The sequence below is a fragment of the Prolixibacter sp. NT017 genome, assembly GCF_009617875.1.
In the GTDB taxonomy this organism is placed as follows: Bacteria; Bacteroidota; Bacteroidia; order Bacteroidales; family Prolixibacteraceae; genus Prolixibacter.
Window position 1 is genome coordinate 4,754,862 of sequence record NZ_BLAV01000001.1, and the last position, 17,442, is coordinate 4,772,303.

Here is a 17,442-nt window from a genome sequence, read left to right on the forward strand (position 1 = left end):
ATTGCTTGAGAATTTTTGAATGTTTTATTCTTGGTTCACAGCGGGTTCCAGCCTTGCGCCATAAGCGGAATTTCCTGGCCACTGCCGGCGGTAACCAAATTAGTCCCTTCCGACTTTTCAGTAATATGGCCAATAACGGTAATGTCCGGATGATTCCGGATTTTGTCATAATCACCTACCGGGATGGTGAATAACAATTCATAATCTTCGCCTCCGTTCAATGCCGCAACCAGCGGATTGACATTTAACTCTTCCGCCATTTGTTTGGTCTGATCATCCATTGGGATTCGGTCTTCAAACAATTTGCAGCCGGTTCCCGATTCTTCACAGATGTGCATAATTTCGGATGACAATCCATCTGAGATATCAATCATGGCGGTGGGATGAATTCCTTGTTCCTGAAAGATTCTCAACATGTCACGCCGGGCTTCCGGTTTTAACTGTCTTTCCAGGATGTAGTCATAACCTTCCAACTGCGGTTGCATTTTTGGGTTCACTTTGAAGACTTCGTTTTCTCTTTCCAGCAATTGCAATCCCATGTATGCGCCACCTAAATCACCACTGACACATAAAAGATCGGTTGGTTTGGCGCCGCTGCGGAAAACCAAATCTTCTTCTTCGGCTTCACCGATAGCGGTAATGGAAAGCACCAGTCCCGTCATCGATGAGGTAGTGTCTCCTCCCACCAAATCAACTCCGTACGTGTCGCAGGCCAACCGGATGCCGGAATAAAGCTCGTCGAGTGCTTCGATGGAAAACTTCGACGATATGGCCATACTAACGGTAATCTGTTTCGGGATGGCATTCATAGCATAAACATCGCTGAGGTTGACCACCACAGCTTTGTATCCTAAATGTTTTAACGGGACATACATCAGGTTGAAGTGAATTCCTTCCGTCAGCATATCAGTAGTTACGACCGTCTTTTTGTTATTAAAATCTAAAACTGCACAGTCATCGCCAACCCCCTTGAGGGTACTTTTGTTGTGTATAGTAAGATGTGATGTAAGCCTGTTGATCAGGCCAAACTCTCCGAGTTCGGAAAGTTGATGAATTGTTCTTTTTTCGTCTGTCATATAATAAAAGACCTCGAGGTTTTTTTTAGTAGGAATCAGGCTTCAAAAATAGCGCACATTTTATATCTTTGCAACAATTTAAAAGCGGTCTATTTAAATGTGTTAACGGTGTGAGACGCGCATAGTGAAGAGGTGGGCCGGCTTTAATTAAATATTCGCAGTTATGGAAGACCAAAATAAACTACTTGATAAAGTAACAAAGAGTGAATATCAGTATGGTTTTGTGACCAATATTGATTCCGATACGCTGGGAAAAGGGTTGAATGAAGATGTGATTCGTTGGATCTCGGCCAAGAAGAAAGAGCCTCAGTTTATGCTTGATTTCCGTTTGAAAGCTTATCGCAAATGGCTGGAGATGGAAATGCCGGACTGGGCTTACCTGAAAATCCCGGAAATCGATTACCAGGACATCATCTATTATTCAGCACCGAAAAAGAAAAAGGAATTGCAGAGTCTTGACGAAGTTGACCCTGAATTACTGAGCACTTTCGAAAAGCTGGGTATTCCGCTGGAAGAGCAGAAATTACTCGCCGGCGTGGCGGTAGATGCAGTGATGGACAGCGTGTCGGTGAAAACCACTTTTAAAGAAACACTTGCCGAAAAGGGAATTATCTTCAGCTCGTTCAGTGAAGCTGTTCAGGAGCATCCCGATTTGGTTCAGAAATATTTGGGAATGTCGGTTCCCTCGACTGACAACTACTTTGCTGCGCTGAATGCAGCCGTTTTCTCCGACGGTTCGTTTGTTTACATCCCGAAGGGTGTTCGTTGCCCGATGGAACTTTCCACTTATTTCCGTATCAACGCGGCCAATACCGGTCAATTCGAGCGTACGCTGATTGTAGCCGACGACGATAGCTACGTTTCGTACCTCGAAGGTTGTACCGCTCCGATGCGTGACGAGAATCAGTTACACGCGGCCGTTGTGGAAATCATTGCACTCGATCGTGCAGAAGTAAAATACTCTACTGTACAGAACTGGTATCCAGGTGATGAAAACGGAAAAGGTGGTATCTACAACTTCGTGACAAAACGCGGATTGTGTAAAGGAGAATCGTCCAAAATTTTCTGGAATCAGGTGGAAACCGGTTCAGCCATTACCTGGAAATACCCGAGTTGTATTTTGTTAGGCGATAATTCGGTGGCTGAGTTTAACTCGGTGGCTGTTACCAATAATTACCAACAGGCGGATACCGGAACCAAAATGGTGCACATTGGCAAAAACACCAAGAGCACGATTATTTCGAAAGGTATTTCGGCCGGAAAAAGTGATAATTCCTACCGTGGTTTGGTGAGGGTGGCTCCCAAAGCGGAAAACGCAAGGAACTTCTCACAGTGCGACTCGCTCTTGCTTGGCGATACCTGTGGAGCACATACATTCCCCTACATCGAAGTTTCCAATAATTCATCGGTGGTGGAACACGAAGCCACTACATCGAAAATTGGTGAAGACCAGATTTTCTATTGTAACCAGCGCGGAATTTCAACGCAGGATGCGGTTGGAATGATTGTGAATGGTTATGCACGTGAAGTAATCAATAAATTGCCCATGGAATTTGCAGTGGAAGCACAAAAGCTATTGCAAATCAGCCTTGAAGGTAGCGTGGGTTAATCAGATATATACGTAAGATAAGTTCAGAAAATATGTTAATTGTAAAAGACTTACACGCTAAAGTCGAAGGAAAAGAAATATTGAAGGGTATCAACCTCGAGGTAAATCCCGGAGAGGTTCATGCCATCATGGGACCTAACGGTTCAGGAAAAAGTACATTGGCTAACGTGTTGGCCGGTCATGAAAATTATGAGGTAACTGGTGGAGAGGTTACTTTCTTCGGAAAAGATCTGCTCGATATGGATGCAGATGTTCGTTCCAAAGAAGGTCTGTTCCTCAGTTTTCAGTATCCGGTAGAAATTCCGGGAGTGAGTATGGTCAATTTCCTGAAAACCGCGTTGAATGAGCATCGTAAATACCAGGGAAAAGATGAGCTGAAAGCCGGCGATTTTTTGAAACTGATGAAGGAAAAGAAAGCGCTGGTTGAAATCGATTCTCATTTGACCAACCGTTCTGTGAACGAAGGTTTCTCGGGTGGTGAGAAAAAGAAGAACGAAATCTTCCAGATGGCTATGCTCGAACCGAAACTGGCGATCCTTGATGAAACGGACTCAGGACTGGATATCGACGCGCTTCGTATTGTGGCTCACGGTGTAAATGCCTTGAAACGCCCTGATAATGCCACCATCGTGGTAACGCACTATCAGCGTTTGCTCGATTATATTGTCCCCGATTTTGTTCATGTTTTGTATAACGGTCGTATTGTGAAGTCAGCCGGAAAAGAGCTGGCACTGGAACTGGAAGAGAAAGGTTACGACTGGATCAAAAAAGAGGTGGGAGCGTAAATATGACTGAGGCGAAAAGAAATCAAGAAATCAATCAGCGGCTCGCCAACCTTTTTGAATCGAATGTTCACCTTCTGGAAGATGGCGCGGCCGGTGTTCTCAATGCTGCACGCAAGCCGGCGATCGAGGCATTCCGGAAACAGGGAATTCCCGATTTTAAAACGGAAAACTACAAGTATACCAATCTCGCGAAGATTTTTGCTAACGAGAATCACCGTCGGGTGTTTGCCTACGAGAAAAGCGACGTCAATCTGCACGAGCTTTTCCAGTGCGATGTTCCGGAACTGGATACCAATTTGGTGATGCTCACCAATGGCTGGTATTATTCCGGTAACGAGCAGCTGACAGACCTCCCGAAAGGTGTTGTGGTGACCAGTCTTCGCAAAGCTGCGGTTGAATATCCGGAGTTGGTTGAAAAATATTATGGCAAGATGGCGGATCCGGAAAAAGATCCGTTGACCGCATTGAATACGGCTTTTGCCCAGGATGGTGTTTTTATTTATGTACCGCGAAGTGTTGTGGTGGAAAAGCCCATCCAAATCATCGACCTGATGAGAGGGACAGAGAATACTTACGCAACCCAGCGTAACCTGGTAATCGCCGAAGAGAACAGTCAGGTTAAAGTGATTTTCTGCGATCATACGCTTGACCCGCAGGATTACATGGTGAATAACTTGACAGAGGCACACGTTGGTGAAAATGCGGTTGTCGATTTTTACAATCTGCAAAACCAGCATAACAAAGCGGTGAATCTGACTGGTCTGTATATCCGTCAGGAGCGTAATTCCAATGTGCTGACCAATACTTTGTCTCTTCATGGCGGAATTGTTCGCAACAACCTGAACGTTCTCATCGATGGCGAGCATGCTGAAGCTAATTTGTATGGGCTGGCACTGACAGACAAAAGTCAACATGTCGATAATTTCACTTTCGTTGAACATGCGCATCCCGATTGTCAGAGCAACCAGCTTTTCAAGAATGTTTTGGATGATCAGTCCACCGGTGGATTTACGGGCCGGATTCATGTGGGACGTGGATCACACGGAACGTTGGCTTACCAGCGAAATAACAACGTGTTATTGACAGGCACTGCGAAAATGAATACGAAGCCGCAGTTGGTGATTGATAACGACGATGTGAAATGTTCGCATGGAGCGACTGTTGGGCGTATCGATGAGGAGGCTTTGTTTTACCTGAAGTCTCGTGGTATTGGTGAACGGGAAGCCCGCCTGATGTTGATGTATGCTTTTGCACACGAGGTGCTGCAGGAAGTTCGCGTCGAAAAACTGGGTGAACGAATTGATGAGCTGGTGAACAAGCGCCTGCGCGGTGAGGTGTCGAAATGTCACTCCTGTGTGATGGACTGTGAAAGCTGATTCGTTTCGTTTTAGCGAGAAAAACATCGCTTTTTCGCTTTCGCGGAAGGCACAAAGCATAAGCCGGGAGTTAGCGTTGAAAGCTTAACTTCCGGTTCAATAATTTTATTCACATTATGAGTCTCGATTTCCGGAAAATTAGAAAGGATTTTCCCATCCTTGACCAGCAGGTTCACGGAAAGCCACTGGCCTATCTCGACAATGCCGCTACTACGCAGAAACCCCGGGTTGTTCTCGATAAGGTGGAAGAATATTACCTGAAGACCAATGCCAATATTCATCGCGGGGCTCATTTTATGGCCAACGAAACAACCGAAGCTTTCGAAGGTGCTCGCGAAACAGTGCGGCAGTATATCAAAGCAGGCGATCGGGGCGAGATTATTTTCACGCATGGAACGACCGAATCGGTCAACCTCGTTGCTTATTCTTTTGGTGAAGCGTTCGTTTCGGAAGGTGACGAGATTGTAGTTTCTGAGCTGGAACATCATGCGAACATTGTTCCCTGGCAATTGCTTTGCGAGCGGAAGAAAGCAACACTGAAAGTATTACCGTTCGACGAAAAAGGCGTTCTGAAAATTGAAGAGCTGGATGGTTTGCTAACTGAGCGCACCAAGTTGGTAGCGATGAACCATGTGTCAAATACACTGGGGACGATCAATCCGGTTGAGAAGATTGTCGAGATTTCACATAAGCGAAATATCCCGGTGTTGCTCGACGGGGCGCAGGGAATTGCCCATTATCCGCCGGATGTACAAAAGCTCGATTGTGACTTTTACGTTTTCTCCGGTCACAAAATTTACGGCCCTACCGGGATTGGCGTTTTGTACGGAAAGCGGAAATGGCTGGAGCAAATGCCACCTTTCATGGGCGGTGGGGAGATGATTTCGGAGGTGAAGTTTTCCGGAACGACCTTTAATGAACTGCCCTATAAATTTGAGCCCGGGACGCCCAATTACGTCGGAGCTATTGCGTTGGGAACGGCTATAGAGTATGTTCAGTCGCTCGGAGTTGACAATCTGGCAGTTCGTGAACAAGAATTATTGAAACTGGCGACAGGGAAACTGAAGTCAATCGAAGGTGTTCGGTTCTTCGGAGAAGCTGAAAATAAGGTAGGTGTCATCTCTTTCGAGATTGATGGGATTCACTCGTTCGATTTAGGTACGCTTCTTGATCAACTGGGCATAGCAGTCCGTACCGGGCGCATGTGCACCGATCCGATCATGGATCATTTTGACGTACCCGGAATGACGCGGGCTTCGTTTGCATTTTATAATACAGAAGAAGAGGTTGAGACGCTGTACAAGGCCCTGATTCGTATCAAGGGAATGTTTTGAATTTTATCGTAAGTTTGTTCCCTTGATTTTGATTCAAAGCAGTTTTTCGTTATGACTATTGAAGATATACAACAGGAAATCGTTGAGGAGTTTTCGGTGTTCGAAGATTGGATGGACAAGTACGCCTACCTGATTGAACTAGGGAATGAACTGGAACCCATTGATGCGAAATATAAGATTGATGACAACCTGATTCGGGGATGCCAGTCACGGGTGTGGCTTCATCCTGAAAAGGACGGTGATAAAATTCTGTTTGAAGCAGAAAGTGACGCGATTATTGTGAAAGGCCTGGTGGCTTTGTTGCTGCGTGTACTTTCCAATCGTTCACCGAGGGAGATAATCGATGCCGATTTACATTTTATCGATGACATCGGATTGAAACAACATTTGTCTCCTACACGTTCAAATGGATTACTGGCCATGGTGAAACAGATGAAACTTTATGCTCTGGCCTACGAAAAACTTTCACAACAGGAGGGTTAAGAAATGGATGAAAGAATTGACAAAATAATTGCCAGCCTGAAAGAGGTTTACGACCCGGAAATTCCGGTCAATGTATACGATTTGGGCATGGTTTACAGTGTTGATGTGGATGAACACAACACGGCCAACGTACTAATGACATTAACGGCTCCGAATTGTCCCGCCGCCGACATGATTGTTTCGGATGTGGAATACATGACGAAAAAGGTGGACGGCGTTGAAGATTGCAAGGTGGAGATTACTTTTGACCCGCCGTGGGATAAGTCGATGATGTCCGAAGAGGCGCGACTCGAACTCGGCTTCATGTAAAATATTTAACCATCACATATTGTGATGGTTTTTTTGTCAGAAAATATCGTACCCGGAAACGAATGGACACGGAAAAAGCCACATACAGCGAGCGCATCAAAGAAGAAGCGAAACGGCTCGGTTTTACTGATTGCGGTATTGCAGCCGTCGAACATCTCGAGGAAGAGGAGGCCCGTTTGTTGCAATGGCTTGAAAAAGGTATGAACGGGCAGATGGGCTACATGGAGCGAAATGTGGAGAAACGTCTCGACCCGGGAAAATTGGTGGAAGGCGCCCGTTCTGTGGTTTCGGTTATTCTTAATTATTATCCGGGCGAAACGCAAAAGGTAGAAGATGCGCCGGTAATTTCAAAATATGCTTACGGAACGGATTATCACTTTGTCATCAAAGACAAACTGAAAAGCCTGATGCGATTTATTCAGGAAGAGATTGCTCCTTGTTCCGGACGACCATTTGTCGATTCGGCGCCGGTTCTGGATCGGGCGTGGGCACGTCGGGCGGGACTCGGCTGGATTGGTAAGAACTCCCATCTTATTTCGCCTAAGCATGGCTCTTTCTTTTTTATTGGTGAACTCATCATCGATTTGGAACTGGCGTATGACAAACCAGCTGACACTGATTTCTGCGGCTCTTGCACCCGCTGTATCGATGCCTGTCCGACCAAAGCCATTGTGGCTCCTCATACCATTGATGCCCGGAAATGCATCTCCTACCTAACGATTGAAAATCGCGAAGAAATTCCCGAAGCTTTTAAAGGCCAGCTGCAGGACCGAATGTATGGCTGCGACATCTGTCAGGATGTTTGTCCGTGGAACCGGACTCCTGCTACTCATAATGTCGAAGCATTCAAACCCAAGCCCGAACTGCTCGAAATGTCACGCGCTGAATGGAAAGAGCTGGACCGGGAACACTTCAATCAACTCTTCCGTAAATCGGCGGTAAAACGAGCCGGTTTTAAAGGCCTTCGTCGTAACATCGATTTTTTAGATTAATTAAGTTTTACTCCTGCGAACTTTTTTGCACATTTAGTTAATCAAAGATGAACCCTTGTGCCAATGAAGTTTGCGGAATACAAATGGGAATCGTTCGACGGACTGGACTACTATGCGGTCAGTTGGGCGCCGGATGTTTATCCGAAAGCAGTGCTGGCACTGGTCCATGGCCATGGCGATCATTGCCGCAGGTATGATCATTGGCTGAGTAAGTTTCCCGAAAAGAATCTGGCTGCTGTCGCATTCGATTACCGGGGACACGGACGATCGGGCGGAAAAAGAGGAATTCTTCGTCATTACACCGATTTTTTGCAGGATGTGGAGCTATTGGTGCGAAAAACCCGCGAATTATTCCCCGGCATCCCGGTAATCCTTTTCGGCCACAGCATGGGTGGAAACATGGCGTTGAGTTACTGTTTGCGCAGAGCTGCCGTTCCACAGCTGGCTATCATCACTTCGCCATGGATAACGTTGCGGAAAAGACCCGGTGCTGTTATGACAGCAGCTGCTTGTCTGGCCAATCGCCTGACGCCCCGTCTTACCTTTAAAACCGGACTCCGTTCACGCGATTTCTCGGAAGATGAAGAATCAGCTGATTCGCGTAGCAAAGATGAATTATTGCATAACCGCATTTCTGTCCGACTGTTTTGCGAAGTCAAGCGCGAAGGTGAATGGTTGCTGGAAAATGCTTATCGGTTGAATATACCGGTTCTGCTGATGCAGGGACTGGATGATCCCATAATGGATAGCAATGCCGGTTTGAAGCTATTCGATAATGCCGCCGATCGGATTACCTACCGCGGATGGCACGGCGCGCGTCACCAACTGCACGATTTTGAAGGACAGGATGAGGTGCTGGAGTTTATTTTTCACTGGATAGAACAGAATATATGAGCCGATTCAGGACGAAAATAGATTTACCGGAATACAAGAAGAAGCTCGACTACCGTGAAAAAATCGTGCTGATGGGATCATGCTTTGCCGAAAATATTGGGGAAAAGCTCACCAGCCGCTGTTTTCCGGTCGATGTTAATCCGTTCGGAATTTTATACAACCCGGTTTCTGTGGGGAATAGCCTGGAAATTCTAATGGAGCAAAAGAGATTTGAAGATGAAGATATCTTTTTTGCTAACGGACGATGGAACAGCTATCACCATCATAGTCGTTTTTCCCATCAGGATCAAAAAATCTGCCTCGAGGAAATTAACAAACGCGTAACATTTGGGGCAGAGCAACTTAGCCAGGCGGGTTTTCTTTTTATCACTTTCGGTACAGCCTGGGTGTACGAAAACCGTGACGCTCGAAAAGTAGTGTCGAATTGTCACAAGCAGCCGGCGAAGCAGTTTCACAGATACCGCTTAAATGTAGATGAAACTGTCAACCGGTGGGAGACTTTGCTAACCCGGTTGTGGGAGATGAATCCTGGTTTGCAGGTTATTTTTACCGTAAGTCCGATACGTCACTGGAAAGATGGGGCTCACGAAAACCAAATCAGTAAATCGGTGTTGTTTCTAGTAATCGAGACCTTGTTGAATCGGTTTGAAAAGGGGCGAATAGCTTATTTCCCATCGTATGAAATTGTGATGGACGAATTGCGGGACTACCGGTTTTACGCCCCTGACATGATTCACCTGAGCGACACCGCTGTCGATTATATCTGGGAGCGCTTTTCGGATGTTCTAATAACAAGAGATAGTTTGAGCATCATGAACAGAGTAGAAAAACTGCGACGAGCGACCGAACACCGGCCCTTCGATGAACATGGGAAAGACTACCGCTTATTCCTTGACAATCAGTTAACACAGGCTGATAAATTGATGAAACAATACCCGTTCCTTAACATTCAAGATATTTTGGAGTATTTTCTTCGAAAACTGAAGGAATAAATTTTTACAGAGGTGCCAATTGCCTAAATTTTTCTGTATTTTAAATTCATTCCTATTGCGATTTTTTGGAAATTAATCGTTGAAGCGCATTAAAATTAATTCTGCACCTATGAGCTATCTGAAATTTGATAAACAGCAGTTAGTCAATCTGGAATATTCACTGCAGCGTGAATTTCTTCGCACCAACCGTGCGGGAAGTTATTCATCTTCTACTCTTGCGGGGTGCAACACCCGTAAGTATCATGGTCTGCTCGTTACTCAGTTGAACGAGCTGGACGGGGGAAGACATGTGCTTCTTTCGTCGTTGGATGAAACAGTGATTCAGCATGACGCAGAATTTAATCTGGGAATACACAAGTTCCCGGGCGACCATTACGAGCCCCGCGGACACAAATATCTTCGCGATATTGAATTCAATAAAATTTCAAAGCTCACTTACCGCGTTGGTGGTGTCATTCTTTCGCGTGAGCGGATTTTGGTAGAAAAGGAAGAACAGCTTCTGATCCGATACACGCTGGAAGATGCTCATAGTCCGACAAAGCTCCGGTTCAAACCATTTCTGGCTTTTCGAAATGTTCATACACTGAGTAAAGCCAACATGTTTGCAAATACCCGTTTTGTTCCGGTTGAGAATGGAATTAAAATGCGCTTGTACGAAGGGTATCCTTTTCTGCACATGCAGTTTTCGAAAGAAGTCGATTTTGTTCCTGTGCCGGATTGGTATTTCAATATCGAATACATGAAGGAGCAAAAAAGAGGTTACGAGTTTCATGAAGACCTCTTTGTGCCGGGATATTTTGAACTTCCGATTGAGAAAGGAGAATCCATTGTTTTCTCGGCGTCGACAGCCGAAGAAAAGCCGAGCGGATTTAAGCGTCGGTTTACCAACGAAACGAAAAAGAGAACGCCTCGCGATTCGTTTTCCAACTCGTTGCTCAATTCTGCCCAGCAGTTTCTTTGCATGCGCAATGACGGTGATGATATTATCGCCGGCTATCCATGGTATGAGTCGATTCCGCGGCAGACTTTTCTGGCGATTAACGGGATTTTACTGCGCCAGGGAAACCTGAAAACGTATGAGTCGATTCTGAAAACGCATACCAAGCGGTTAAAGGACGGCCTTTTCCCAAAATATGTTGGTGCCGGTGAAAGTGATTACGACGCAGCTGATGCACCGTTGCTGTTCTTCGTCAGTGTGCAGGAATTGAATGATTACGTAGAGAAGAAAGAGCTCTGGGAAAAGTATGGTCCGACCATGAAGAAGATACTGGCCAACTACCGGAAAGGCACACGATTCAATATCCATATGCAGGATAACGGCTTGATTCACGCGAAAGCAGAGAATGTTGCGCTGACATGGATGGATGCTTACGTGGAAGGAAAGCCGGTTACACCGAGAGGTGGTTTGGCTGTTGAAATCAACGCACTTTGGTACAACGCGGTTTCTTATGCTCTGGAGTTGGCCGAAATTGCGGGTGATCATGCTTTTGTTGAGGAGTGGAAAGATATATCGGAAAAAATCGCCGCCTCGTTTCAGGAAACATTCTGGTGCGATGAGGAAGAATACCTGGCCGATTATGTCGATGGCGATTACAAAGATTGGTCAGTGCGTCCCAACATGCTTTTTGCTGCCTGGCTTTCATATTCTCCTTTGTCGCGGGAGCAGAAAAAAGCCGTTATCAGCCGCGTGAAGAATGAGTTGCTTACCACCAGTGGGTTGCGATCGTTATCACCGAAAAATCAGGAATATTTGGGAATATGTGACGGCGATTTGAGTGCCCGGTCACTGGCGATGCACCAGGGAACTGTTTATCCGTTTTTTATCGGGCCTTTTGTTAAAGCGTATATAGGAATTCATAAGATGGGGGGGATGTCATTCGTGAAAAACGTTATGGAGTCCTTTGAAGAAGAAATGACAGAACATTGTATTGGAACACTTTCCGAGATGTATGACGGAAACCCGCCCCACGAGGCCCGTGGCGCTGTTTCCCAGGCATGGAATGTGGGCTCCATATTGTCGGCCATTTCGTTTCTTGATAACTATGAAGAGTAATGTCAGTTAGAAAACCCCTTAAATCGAAGAGCTGAATGAAAGTATTAATGTTTGGATGGGAATTCCCTCCCCATATCAGTGGTGGCCTCGGGACTGCCAGTTACGGACTCACCAGGGGATTGGCCCATTATGATGATGTGAATGTTCTCTTTGTTGTTCCCAAAGCTTACGGTGACGAAGATCGATCGGCTGTGGATAATATTATTGGTGCCAGCGACGTGCCGATTACACGAAAGCAAGTGAAGTTTGAGGATCTGCAGAAAAAGGTCGATTATTTTGAAGTAGATTCATCCCTGATTCCTTATGTCGGGCCGGAAGAGTTTTATAAACTGACACAGCAAAAAGTTAGTTCACGATCGCGTTTCATTCAGACCGACTCGGAAGGACGATTACCTTTTACAGGAAAATACGGCGCCGATTTATTGCAGGAAATAGCCCGTTATGCACTTGTGGCAGATGTGATTGCCCAGGAAAATGAATTCGACCTGATTCATGCGCATGATTGGTTGGCCTATCCTGCCGGAATTGCTGCCAAAAAAGCCAGTGGAAAGCCGTTGGTTGTGCATGTGCATGCTACCGATTTCGACCGTTCGGGCGGAAGTGTTAACCCTAGTGTGTATGCTATCGAGCGCGAAGGTATGGAGGCTGCCGATAAGGTGATTACCGTGAGTAACCTGACCCGGAATATTGTTATCGATAAGTATGGTATCGATCCGGCCAAAGTTGTGACGGTTTACAACGCTGTTGAGCCGGTTGAACGCAAACCAAGACTCGGGATAAACAAAGGGGTGGACGAGAAGATTGTGACGTTTCTCGGGCGAATTACGATGCAGAAAGGGCCGGAATATTTTATCGAAGCAGCTCACCAGGTTTTGAGGCGGATGGACAATGTCCGTTTTGTGATGGCGGGTTCCGGCGATATGATGAACAAGATGATAAAACGTTCGGCCCAGTTGGGAATAACCGACCGCTTCCATTTTACAGGCTTTTTAAAAGGAGATGACGTATTTGATATGTTCCGTCTCAGTGATGTGTATGTGATGCCCTCTGTATCCGAACCATTTGGAATTTCCCCGCTCGAAGCGATGATGTCCGACGTTCCGGTGATCATCTCCAAGCAATCGGGAGTAGCCGAAATTCTGACACACGCCATTAAAGTCGATTTTTGGGATATTAACGCCATGGCCGATGCCATCTATTCGATATTAAAGTATCCTGCTTTACCTAAGATGTTTAAGAAACATGGCCGGATTGAAGTAGACCACCTGCAGTGGCGCCATTCAGCAGCGCATGTGCGCCAGGTGTATTTATCTGCTTTAGGACAGTCAACCAGTAACAGTAACGCGTAAAAAGTTAGCCATATGAAATCCGTTTGTTTGTATTTTCAGATTCATCAGCCATTTCGTTACCGGAAATACCGCTTCTTTGATATTGGTAACGACCATTACTACTATGATGATTATGCCAACGAAACCATTCTGAGAAAGGTGGCAAACAATTGTTATTTGCCGGCTAACAAAGTGTTGCTGGAGCAGCTTAAGAAGCACAAAGGAAAATTTAAGATAGCCCTTTCAATCTCAGGTATCGCGCTGGAGCAATTTGAACTGTATGCGCCCGAAGTCTTGCACTCGTTTCAGGAACTGGCCGATACCGGTTATGTGGAATTTCTGTCCGAGACCTACTCTCACTCGCTTGTTTCATTATTCGATGGTGAGTCTTTCGACAGGCAGGTGAAGGAGCACGATGATAAAATTGAAGCTTATTTCGGTCAGCGTCCTACCGTTTTCCGGAATACCGAGATGATTTATTCCGATGATATTGGGGATAAGGTGTATAAAATGGGTTTCAAAGCCATGCTCACCGAAGGAGCAAAACACGTTTTGGGCTGGAAAAGTCCTAATTTCCTCTATTGTAATGCTCTTAACCCGCGGCTGAAGGTGCTGATGCGGAACTACAAACTCAGTGACGATATCTCTTTCCGCTTCTCGAATAAAGGCTGGAATGAATACCCACTGACCGCTGAGAAATTCGTGAACTGGATGAATGCGCTCGATAAGAATGAAGAGATGATCAACCTGTTCATGGATTACGAAACATTTGGCGAACATCAGACAAAAGATTCAGGCATATTCGATTTTCTGAAGAACTTTCCGGAGGTTGCATTAAATAGTGGAGAATTTACTTTTGATACTCCTTCAGAAATTGTTGATAAGTACCAGCCCATTTCGGCAGTGCATGTTCCGCATCCGATTTCCTGGGCGGACGAAGAGAGAGATCTTTCTGCCTGGCTCGGAAATGAGTTGCAGGAAGAAGCTTTTGGTAAATTGTATGATTTGAAGGACCGGATGTTGCGGTGTACCGATCCGGTTATGATTAAAGACTGGAACTACCTGCAAATTAGCGACCATATGTATTACATGTGTACCAAGTTCTTTTCCGACGGAGAGGTGCATATGTACTTCAATCCCTACAGCAGTCCGTACGAAGCGTTCATTAACTACATGAATGTGCTGAGCGACTTCAGGATTCGACTGAACGCGTTAGTTCCTGAATCGGAGATCGACCGCGAAATTGCGGCTCTGAAGGAAGTCATTGACGAAAAGGAAGACCGCTTGACAAAAGCCGAAGAAGAATTGAGAAATCTGAAAAAGAAATTGAAAGAAGCCAAAGGTGCTACCTTGCCTAAGGTGGAAAAGAAGAAAACGACAAAAAAAGCAACGGCAAAGAGTAAAACGAAAAGTAAGAGTAATTGACAAAATAGTTCAACCTGCTTTTTGACCAGACTCACTATTCAAACCTATGTTCTAGTAATTTAACGTACAGGTAATTTGTATTGGCTAAATTGCATGCAAATTGCCGTGTGAAAGTAGTTGACCCATTATTAACCGAACTCTTGCAGAAGGAGAGTTAAATGCATACGAATCATGGAAAGACAAGGAGTGAGATTTGTTAAACTACCTGAGAACCCTGAACCAACCTGGAAAAAAATAATAGTCGAGTCAAATGTTCCTGAGCGTCTGAAACCTCTTCGCGAAATCGCAAAGAATTTGTGGTGGAGTTGGAATGACGATGCGAGGAAGCTTTTTGAGGAGATCGATCCTGAAATCTGGGAACAAACAGCACACAACCCGATATTGCTTCTGGAAGAAACAAGCTTTGAGCGTTATGATGAGCTGGAAGCAGATGAAGCTTTTATTCTGCGCATGCGCGAAGTAGAAGCCCGTTTACATCAATATCTCAAAGAGCGGAAAGAGTTGTTGGGACCGAAGGTGGCCTACTTTAGTATGGAGTATGGCTTGCATTCGAGCCTGAAAATTTATTCCGGTGGATTGGGAATTCTGGCCGGCGATTACCTGAAAGAAGCCAGTGACTCAAAAGTCGATATGGTAGCGGTTGGTTTGTTGTACCGTTTTGGTTATTTCAAACAGACCATCTCGGCAAATGGCGAGCAGGTGGCGCATTACGATGCCGAGCATTTTACCCATATTCCGGTGCAACCGGTGATGGACGACAACGGCAACTGGGTGACCATTACCATCGAGATGCCGGGCCGGACCGTATTGGCTCAGGTTTGGGTTGTACATGTGGGAGCCGTGAAGTTGTATCTTCTCGATACCGACATGGAAGCGAACCAGGAGCAGGATAGGTTCATTACTCACCATTTGTATGGCGGCGATAATGAAAATCGTTTGAAACAGGAAATGGTACTGGGGTTAGGTGGTATCAGGGCACTGGAAAAGATGGGCATTTCGGCAGAGATTTATCACATCAACGAAGGTCATGCTGCCTTCATCGGTTTGGAGCGGATGTGGAAGCTGCAGCAGAAAGCCAATCTTACTTTTGCTGAAGCCAAAGAAGCTGTTCGCGCGTCAAACCTCTTCACGACTCATACACCGGTTCCGGCCGGACACGACGCCTTCCACGACGATTTGTTCCGAGCCTATATGGAGAAATTCACCGATCGGTTGGGGATTTCGTGGGAAGAATTCCAGATGTTGGGAAAATCGCACATGCACGAAGACCATTTCAACATGAGCTTTCTCGCGGCTAATTTGTCCGAACGTATCAACGGTGTAAGTCGTTTGCACGGACGGGTTAGCCAGGAACTGTTGGTCGAGCTTTATAAAGGTTTCCTTCCGGAAGAGTTGGAAAATGTTGGTTATGTGACCAACGGAGTGCACTATCCGACATGGGTGGCGCCGGAATGGAGAAGAATCCACGATAAATTTCTGAAAGAAGAGCTGCCGGAAGATATTCACGATTATGATGAAGATTCGGAAGCCCGTGCCTGGAAGAATATATATAAGGTGGAGGATGGCGTTATCTGGAATACGAAATCGAAGCTGCGTGCCCGGTTGATTGAATACATCAAGGAACGTTTTACCGATATTCATATTCAGCGAAACGAAAATCCGAAGTTCATTGCCGAGGCATTGTCGAAGTTGAATCCCAATGCGCTGACAATCGGTTTTGCCCGGCGTTTTGCCACCTATAAGCGAGCGCACCTTATTTTCCGGAATCTCGACCGGCTGAATAAGATTGTGAACAACCCGGAGCGCCCGGTGCAGTTTATTTTCGCTGGTAAAGCACACCCTGCCGACAAAGAAGGACAAGATTTGATCCGTTACATCATGGAGATCTCCAAGCGGCCGGAATTTATCGGGAAGATTTTGTTCATCCAGAATTACGACATGAACCTCGCCAAAATTATGGTGCAGGGTTGCGATGTTTGGATGAACACCCCGACGCGCCCGCTGGAAGCTTCCGGTACCTCAGGTGAAAAAGGGGTAATGAACGGTACTTTGCACTTCTCGGTTCTTGACGGCTGGTGGGTCGAAGGTTACAAGAAGGACGCCGGATGGGCCCTTCCGGAAGAACGCTCGTTCGATATTCAGGATCTGCAGGATGAACTGGATGCGGAAAGCATTTACAGTACCCTGGAAAACGAGATCATTCCGGCCTATTACTACCGGAACGAAAAAGGAGTACCGGTTCTTTGGGTCGATTTCATCAAAAATACATTTGCTGAAGTGGCGCCTTACTTTACCACACGCCGGATGATGCGCGACTATTTCGACCGTTTCTATATCAAGCAAGCCGACCGCTCAAAGGATATCATTGCGGAAGATTACAAGCATGCCCGCGAGATGGCGGAGTGGAAATCGAAAATTTCCAATGTTTGGAACGATATCGAGCTGGTGAGTGTACAGCTGGCCGACGGCATTACGAATTCCTATAAAATGGGACAGGACTATCCGTCTAAAGTGGTGCTCGATTTGAAAGGATTGACACCCGAGGAAGTTGGCGTGGAGATGATTGTGGTTACGTCGGATGAACCTGTTGAATTTATACAGAAGCAGGAGTTTACTCCGGTGAAAACAGAAAACGGAATGACGCATTACCAATTGGATCTCAATCTGAAGCAATCGGGAACCTTTAACTACGGTTTGCGGGTCTACCCGAAGAATGAGAACCTGCCGCATCGGCAGGATTTCCGTTACCTGAAATGGATTTAAAAGCGATGCTATAATAAATGAAA

Annotated in this window: 14 protein-coding genes; 13 read left to right on the top strand and 1 reads right to left on the bottom strand. The window is 45.9% G+C overall.

The window, feature by feature from the left end; translation table 11 throughout:
* Positions 1 to 35: 35 nt before the first annotated feature.
* Positions 36 to 1,076, bottom strand: a complete 1,041-nt coding sequence (gene thiL / locus GJU87_RS19750) for a thiamine-phosphate kinase (RefSeq protein WP_153641051.1) — start codon at positions 1,074 to 1,076, stop codon at positions 36 to 38.
* Between the two features lie 163 nt (positions 1,077 to 1,239).
* Here thiL and sufB point away from each other — a divergent pair, with 163 nt between their 5' ends.
* The 13 genes from sufB (at position 1,240) to glgP (ending at position 17,419) form a co-directional block, all read left to right on the top strand.
* Complete coding sequence (gene sufB, locus GJU87_RS19755; protein ID WP_153641052.1) at positions 1,240 to 2,685, top strand: Fe-S cluster assembly protein SufB; 1,446 nt, start codon at positions 1,240 to 1,242, stop codon at positions 2,683 to 2,685.
* A gap of 32 nt (positions 2,686 to 2,717) precedes the next feature.
* Positions 2,718 to 3,470 carry a Fe-S cluster assembly ATPase SufC gene (gene sufC, locus GJU87_RS19760; RefSeq protein ID WP_106541264.1) on the top strand — a complete coding sequence of 251 codons (753 nt, stop codon included), beginning with the start codon at positions 2,718 to 2,720 and terminating at the stop codon, positions 3,468 to 3,470.
* A 2-nt stretch (positions 3,471 to 3,472) separates the two neighbouring features.
* Positions 3,473 to 4,846: a Fe-S cluster assembly protein SufD gene (gene sufD, locus GJU87_RS19765; RefSeq protein WP_153641053.1), complete on the top strand. Its 1,374-nt coding sequence runs from the start codon at positions 3,473 to 3,475 to the stop codon at positions 4,844 to 4,846.
* A 116-nt stretch (positions 4,847 to 4,962) separates the two neighbouring features.
* Entirely contained in the window at positions 4,963 to 6,180 is a 1,218-nt protein-coding gene (locus GJU87_RS19770; RefSeq protein ID WP_153641054.1) for a cysteine desulfurase, read from the top strand.
* Between the two features lie 51 nt (positions 6,181 to 6,231).
* Entirely contained in the window at positions 6,232 to 6,663 is a 432-nt protein-coding gene (locus GJU87_RS19775; RefSeq protein WP_153641055.1) for a SufE family protein, read from the top strand.
* Between the two features lie 3 nt (positions 6,664 to 6,666).
* Positions 6,667 to 6,972, top strand: a complete 306-nt coding sequence (locus GJU87_RS19780) for an iron-sulfur cluster assembly protein (RefSeq protein ID WP_106541268.1) — start codon at positions 6,667 to 6,669, stop codon at positions 6,970 to 6,972.
* Positions 6,973 to 7,034: 62 nt separating this feature from the next.
* Positions 7,035 to 7,964: a tRNA epoxyqueuosine(34) reductase QueG gene (gene queG / locus GJU87_RS19785; RefSeq protein WP_153641056.1), complete on the top strand. Its 930-nt coding sequence runs from the start codon at positions 7,035 to 7,037 to the stop codon at positions 7,962 to 7,964.
* 63 nt (positions 7,965 to 8,027) lie between these two features.
* Positions 8,028 to 8,858, top strand: coding sequence for an alpha/beta hydrolase (locus tag GJU87_RS19790; RefSeq protein WP_153641057.1), 831 nt, complete (start codon positions 8,028 to 8,030; stop codon positions 8,856 to 8,858).
* Positions 8,855 to 9,850: a GSCFA domain-containing protein gene (locus GJU87_RS19795; RefSeq protein WP_153641058.1), complete on the top strand. Its 996-nt coding sequence runs from the start codon at positions 8,855 to 8,857 to the stop codon at positions 9,848 to 9,850. The genes GJU87_RS19790 and GJU87_RS19795 overlap by 4 nt, the downstream gene beginning before the upstream one ends.
* Positions 9,851 to 9,959: 109 nt before the next feature.
* Positions 9,960 to 11,903 (top strand): amylo-alpha-1,6-glucosidase, encoded by a 1,944-nt coding sequence (locus tag GJU87_RS19800; RefSeq protein WP_153641059.1) that lies wholly within the window; start codon positions 9,960 to 9,962, stop codon positions 11,901 to 11,903.
* 35 nt (positions 11,904 to 11,938) lie between these two features.
* Positions 11,939 to 13,252 carry a glycosyltransferase gene (locus tag GJU87_RS19805; RefSeq protein WP_153641060.1) on the top strand — a complete coding sequence of 438 codons (1,314 nt, stop codon included), beginning with the start codon at positions 11,939 to 11,941 and terminating at the stop codon, positions 13,250 to 13,252.
* Between the two features lie 12 nt (positions 13,253 to 13,264).
* On the top strand, positions 13,265 to 14,656 hold the full coding sequence (locus GJU87_RS19810; RefSeq protein ID WP_153641061.1) for a glycoside hydrolase family 57 protein: 1,392 nt from the start codon (positions 13,265 to 13,267) through the stop codon (positions 14,654 to 14,656).
* Between the two features lie 171 nt (positions 14,657 to 14,827).
* Positions 14,828 to 17,419, top strand: coding sequence for an alpha-glucan family phosphorylase (glgP, locus tag GJU87_RS19815; RefSeq protein ID WP_153641062.1), 2,592 nt, complete (start codon positions 14,828 to 14,830; stop codon positions 17,417 to 17,419).
* Positions 17,420 to 17,442 lie beyond the last annotated feature (23 nt).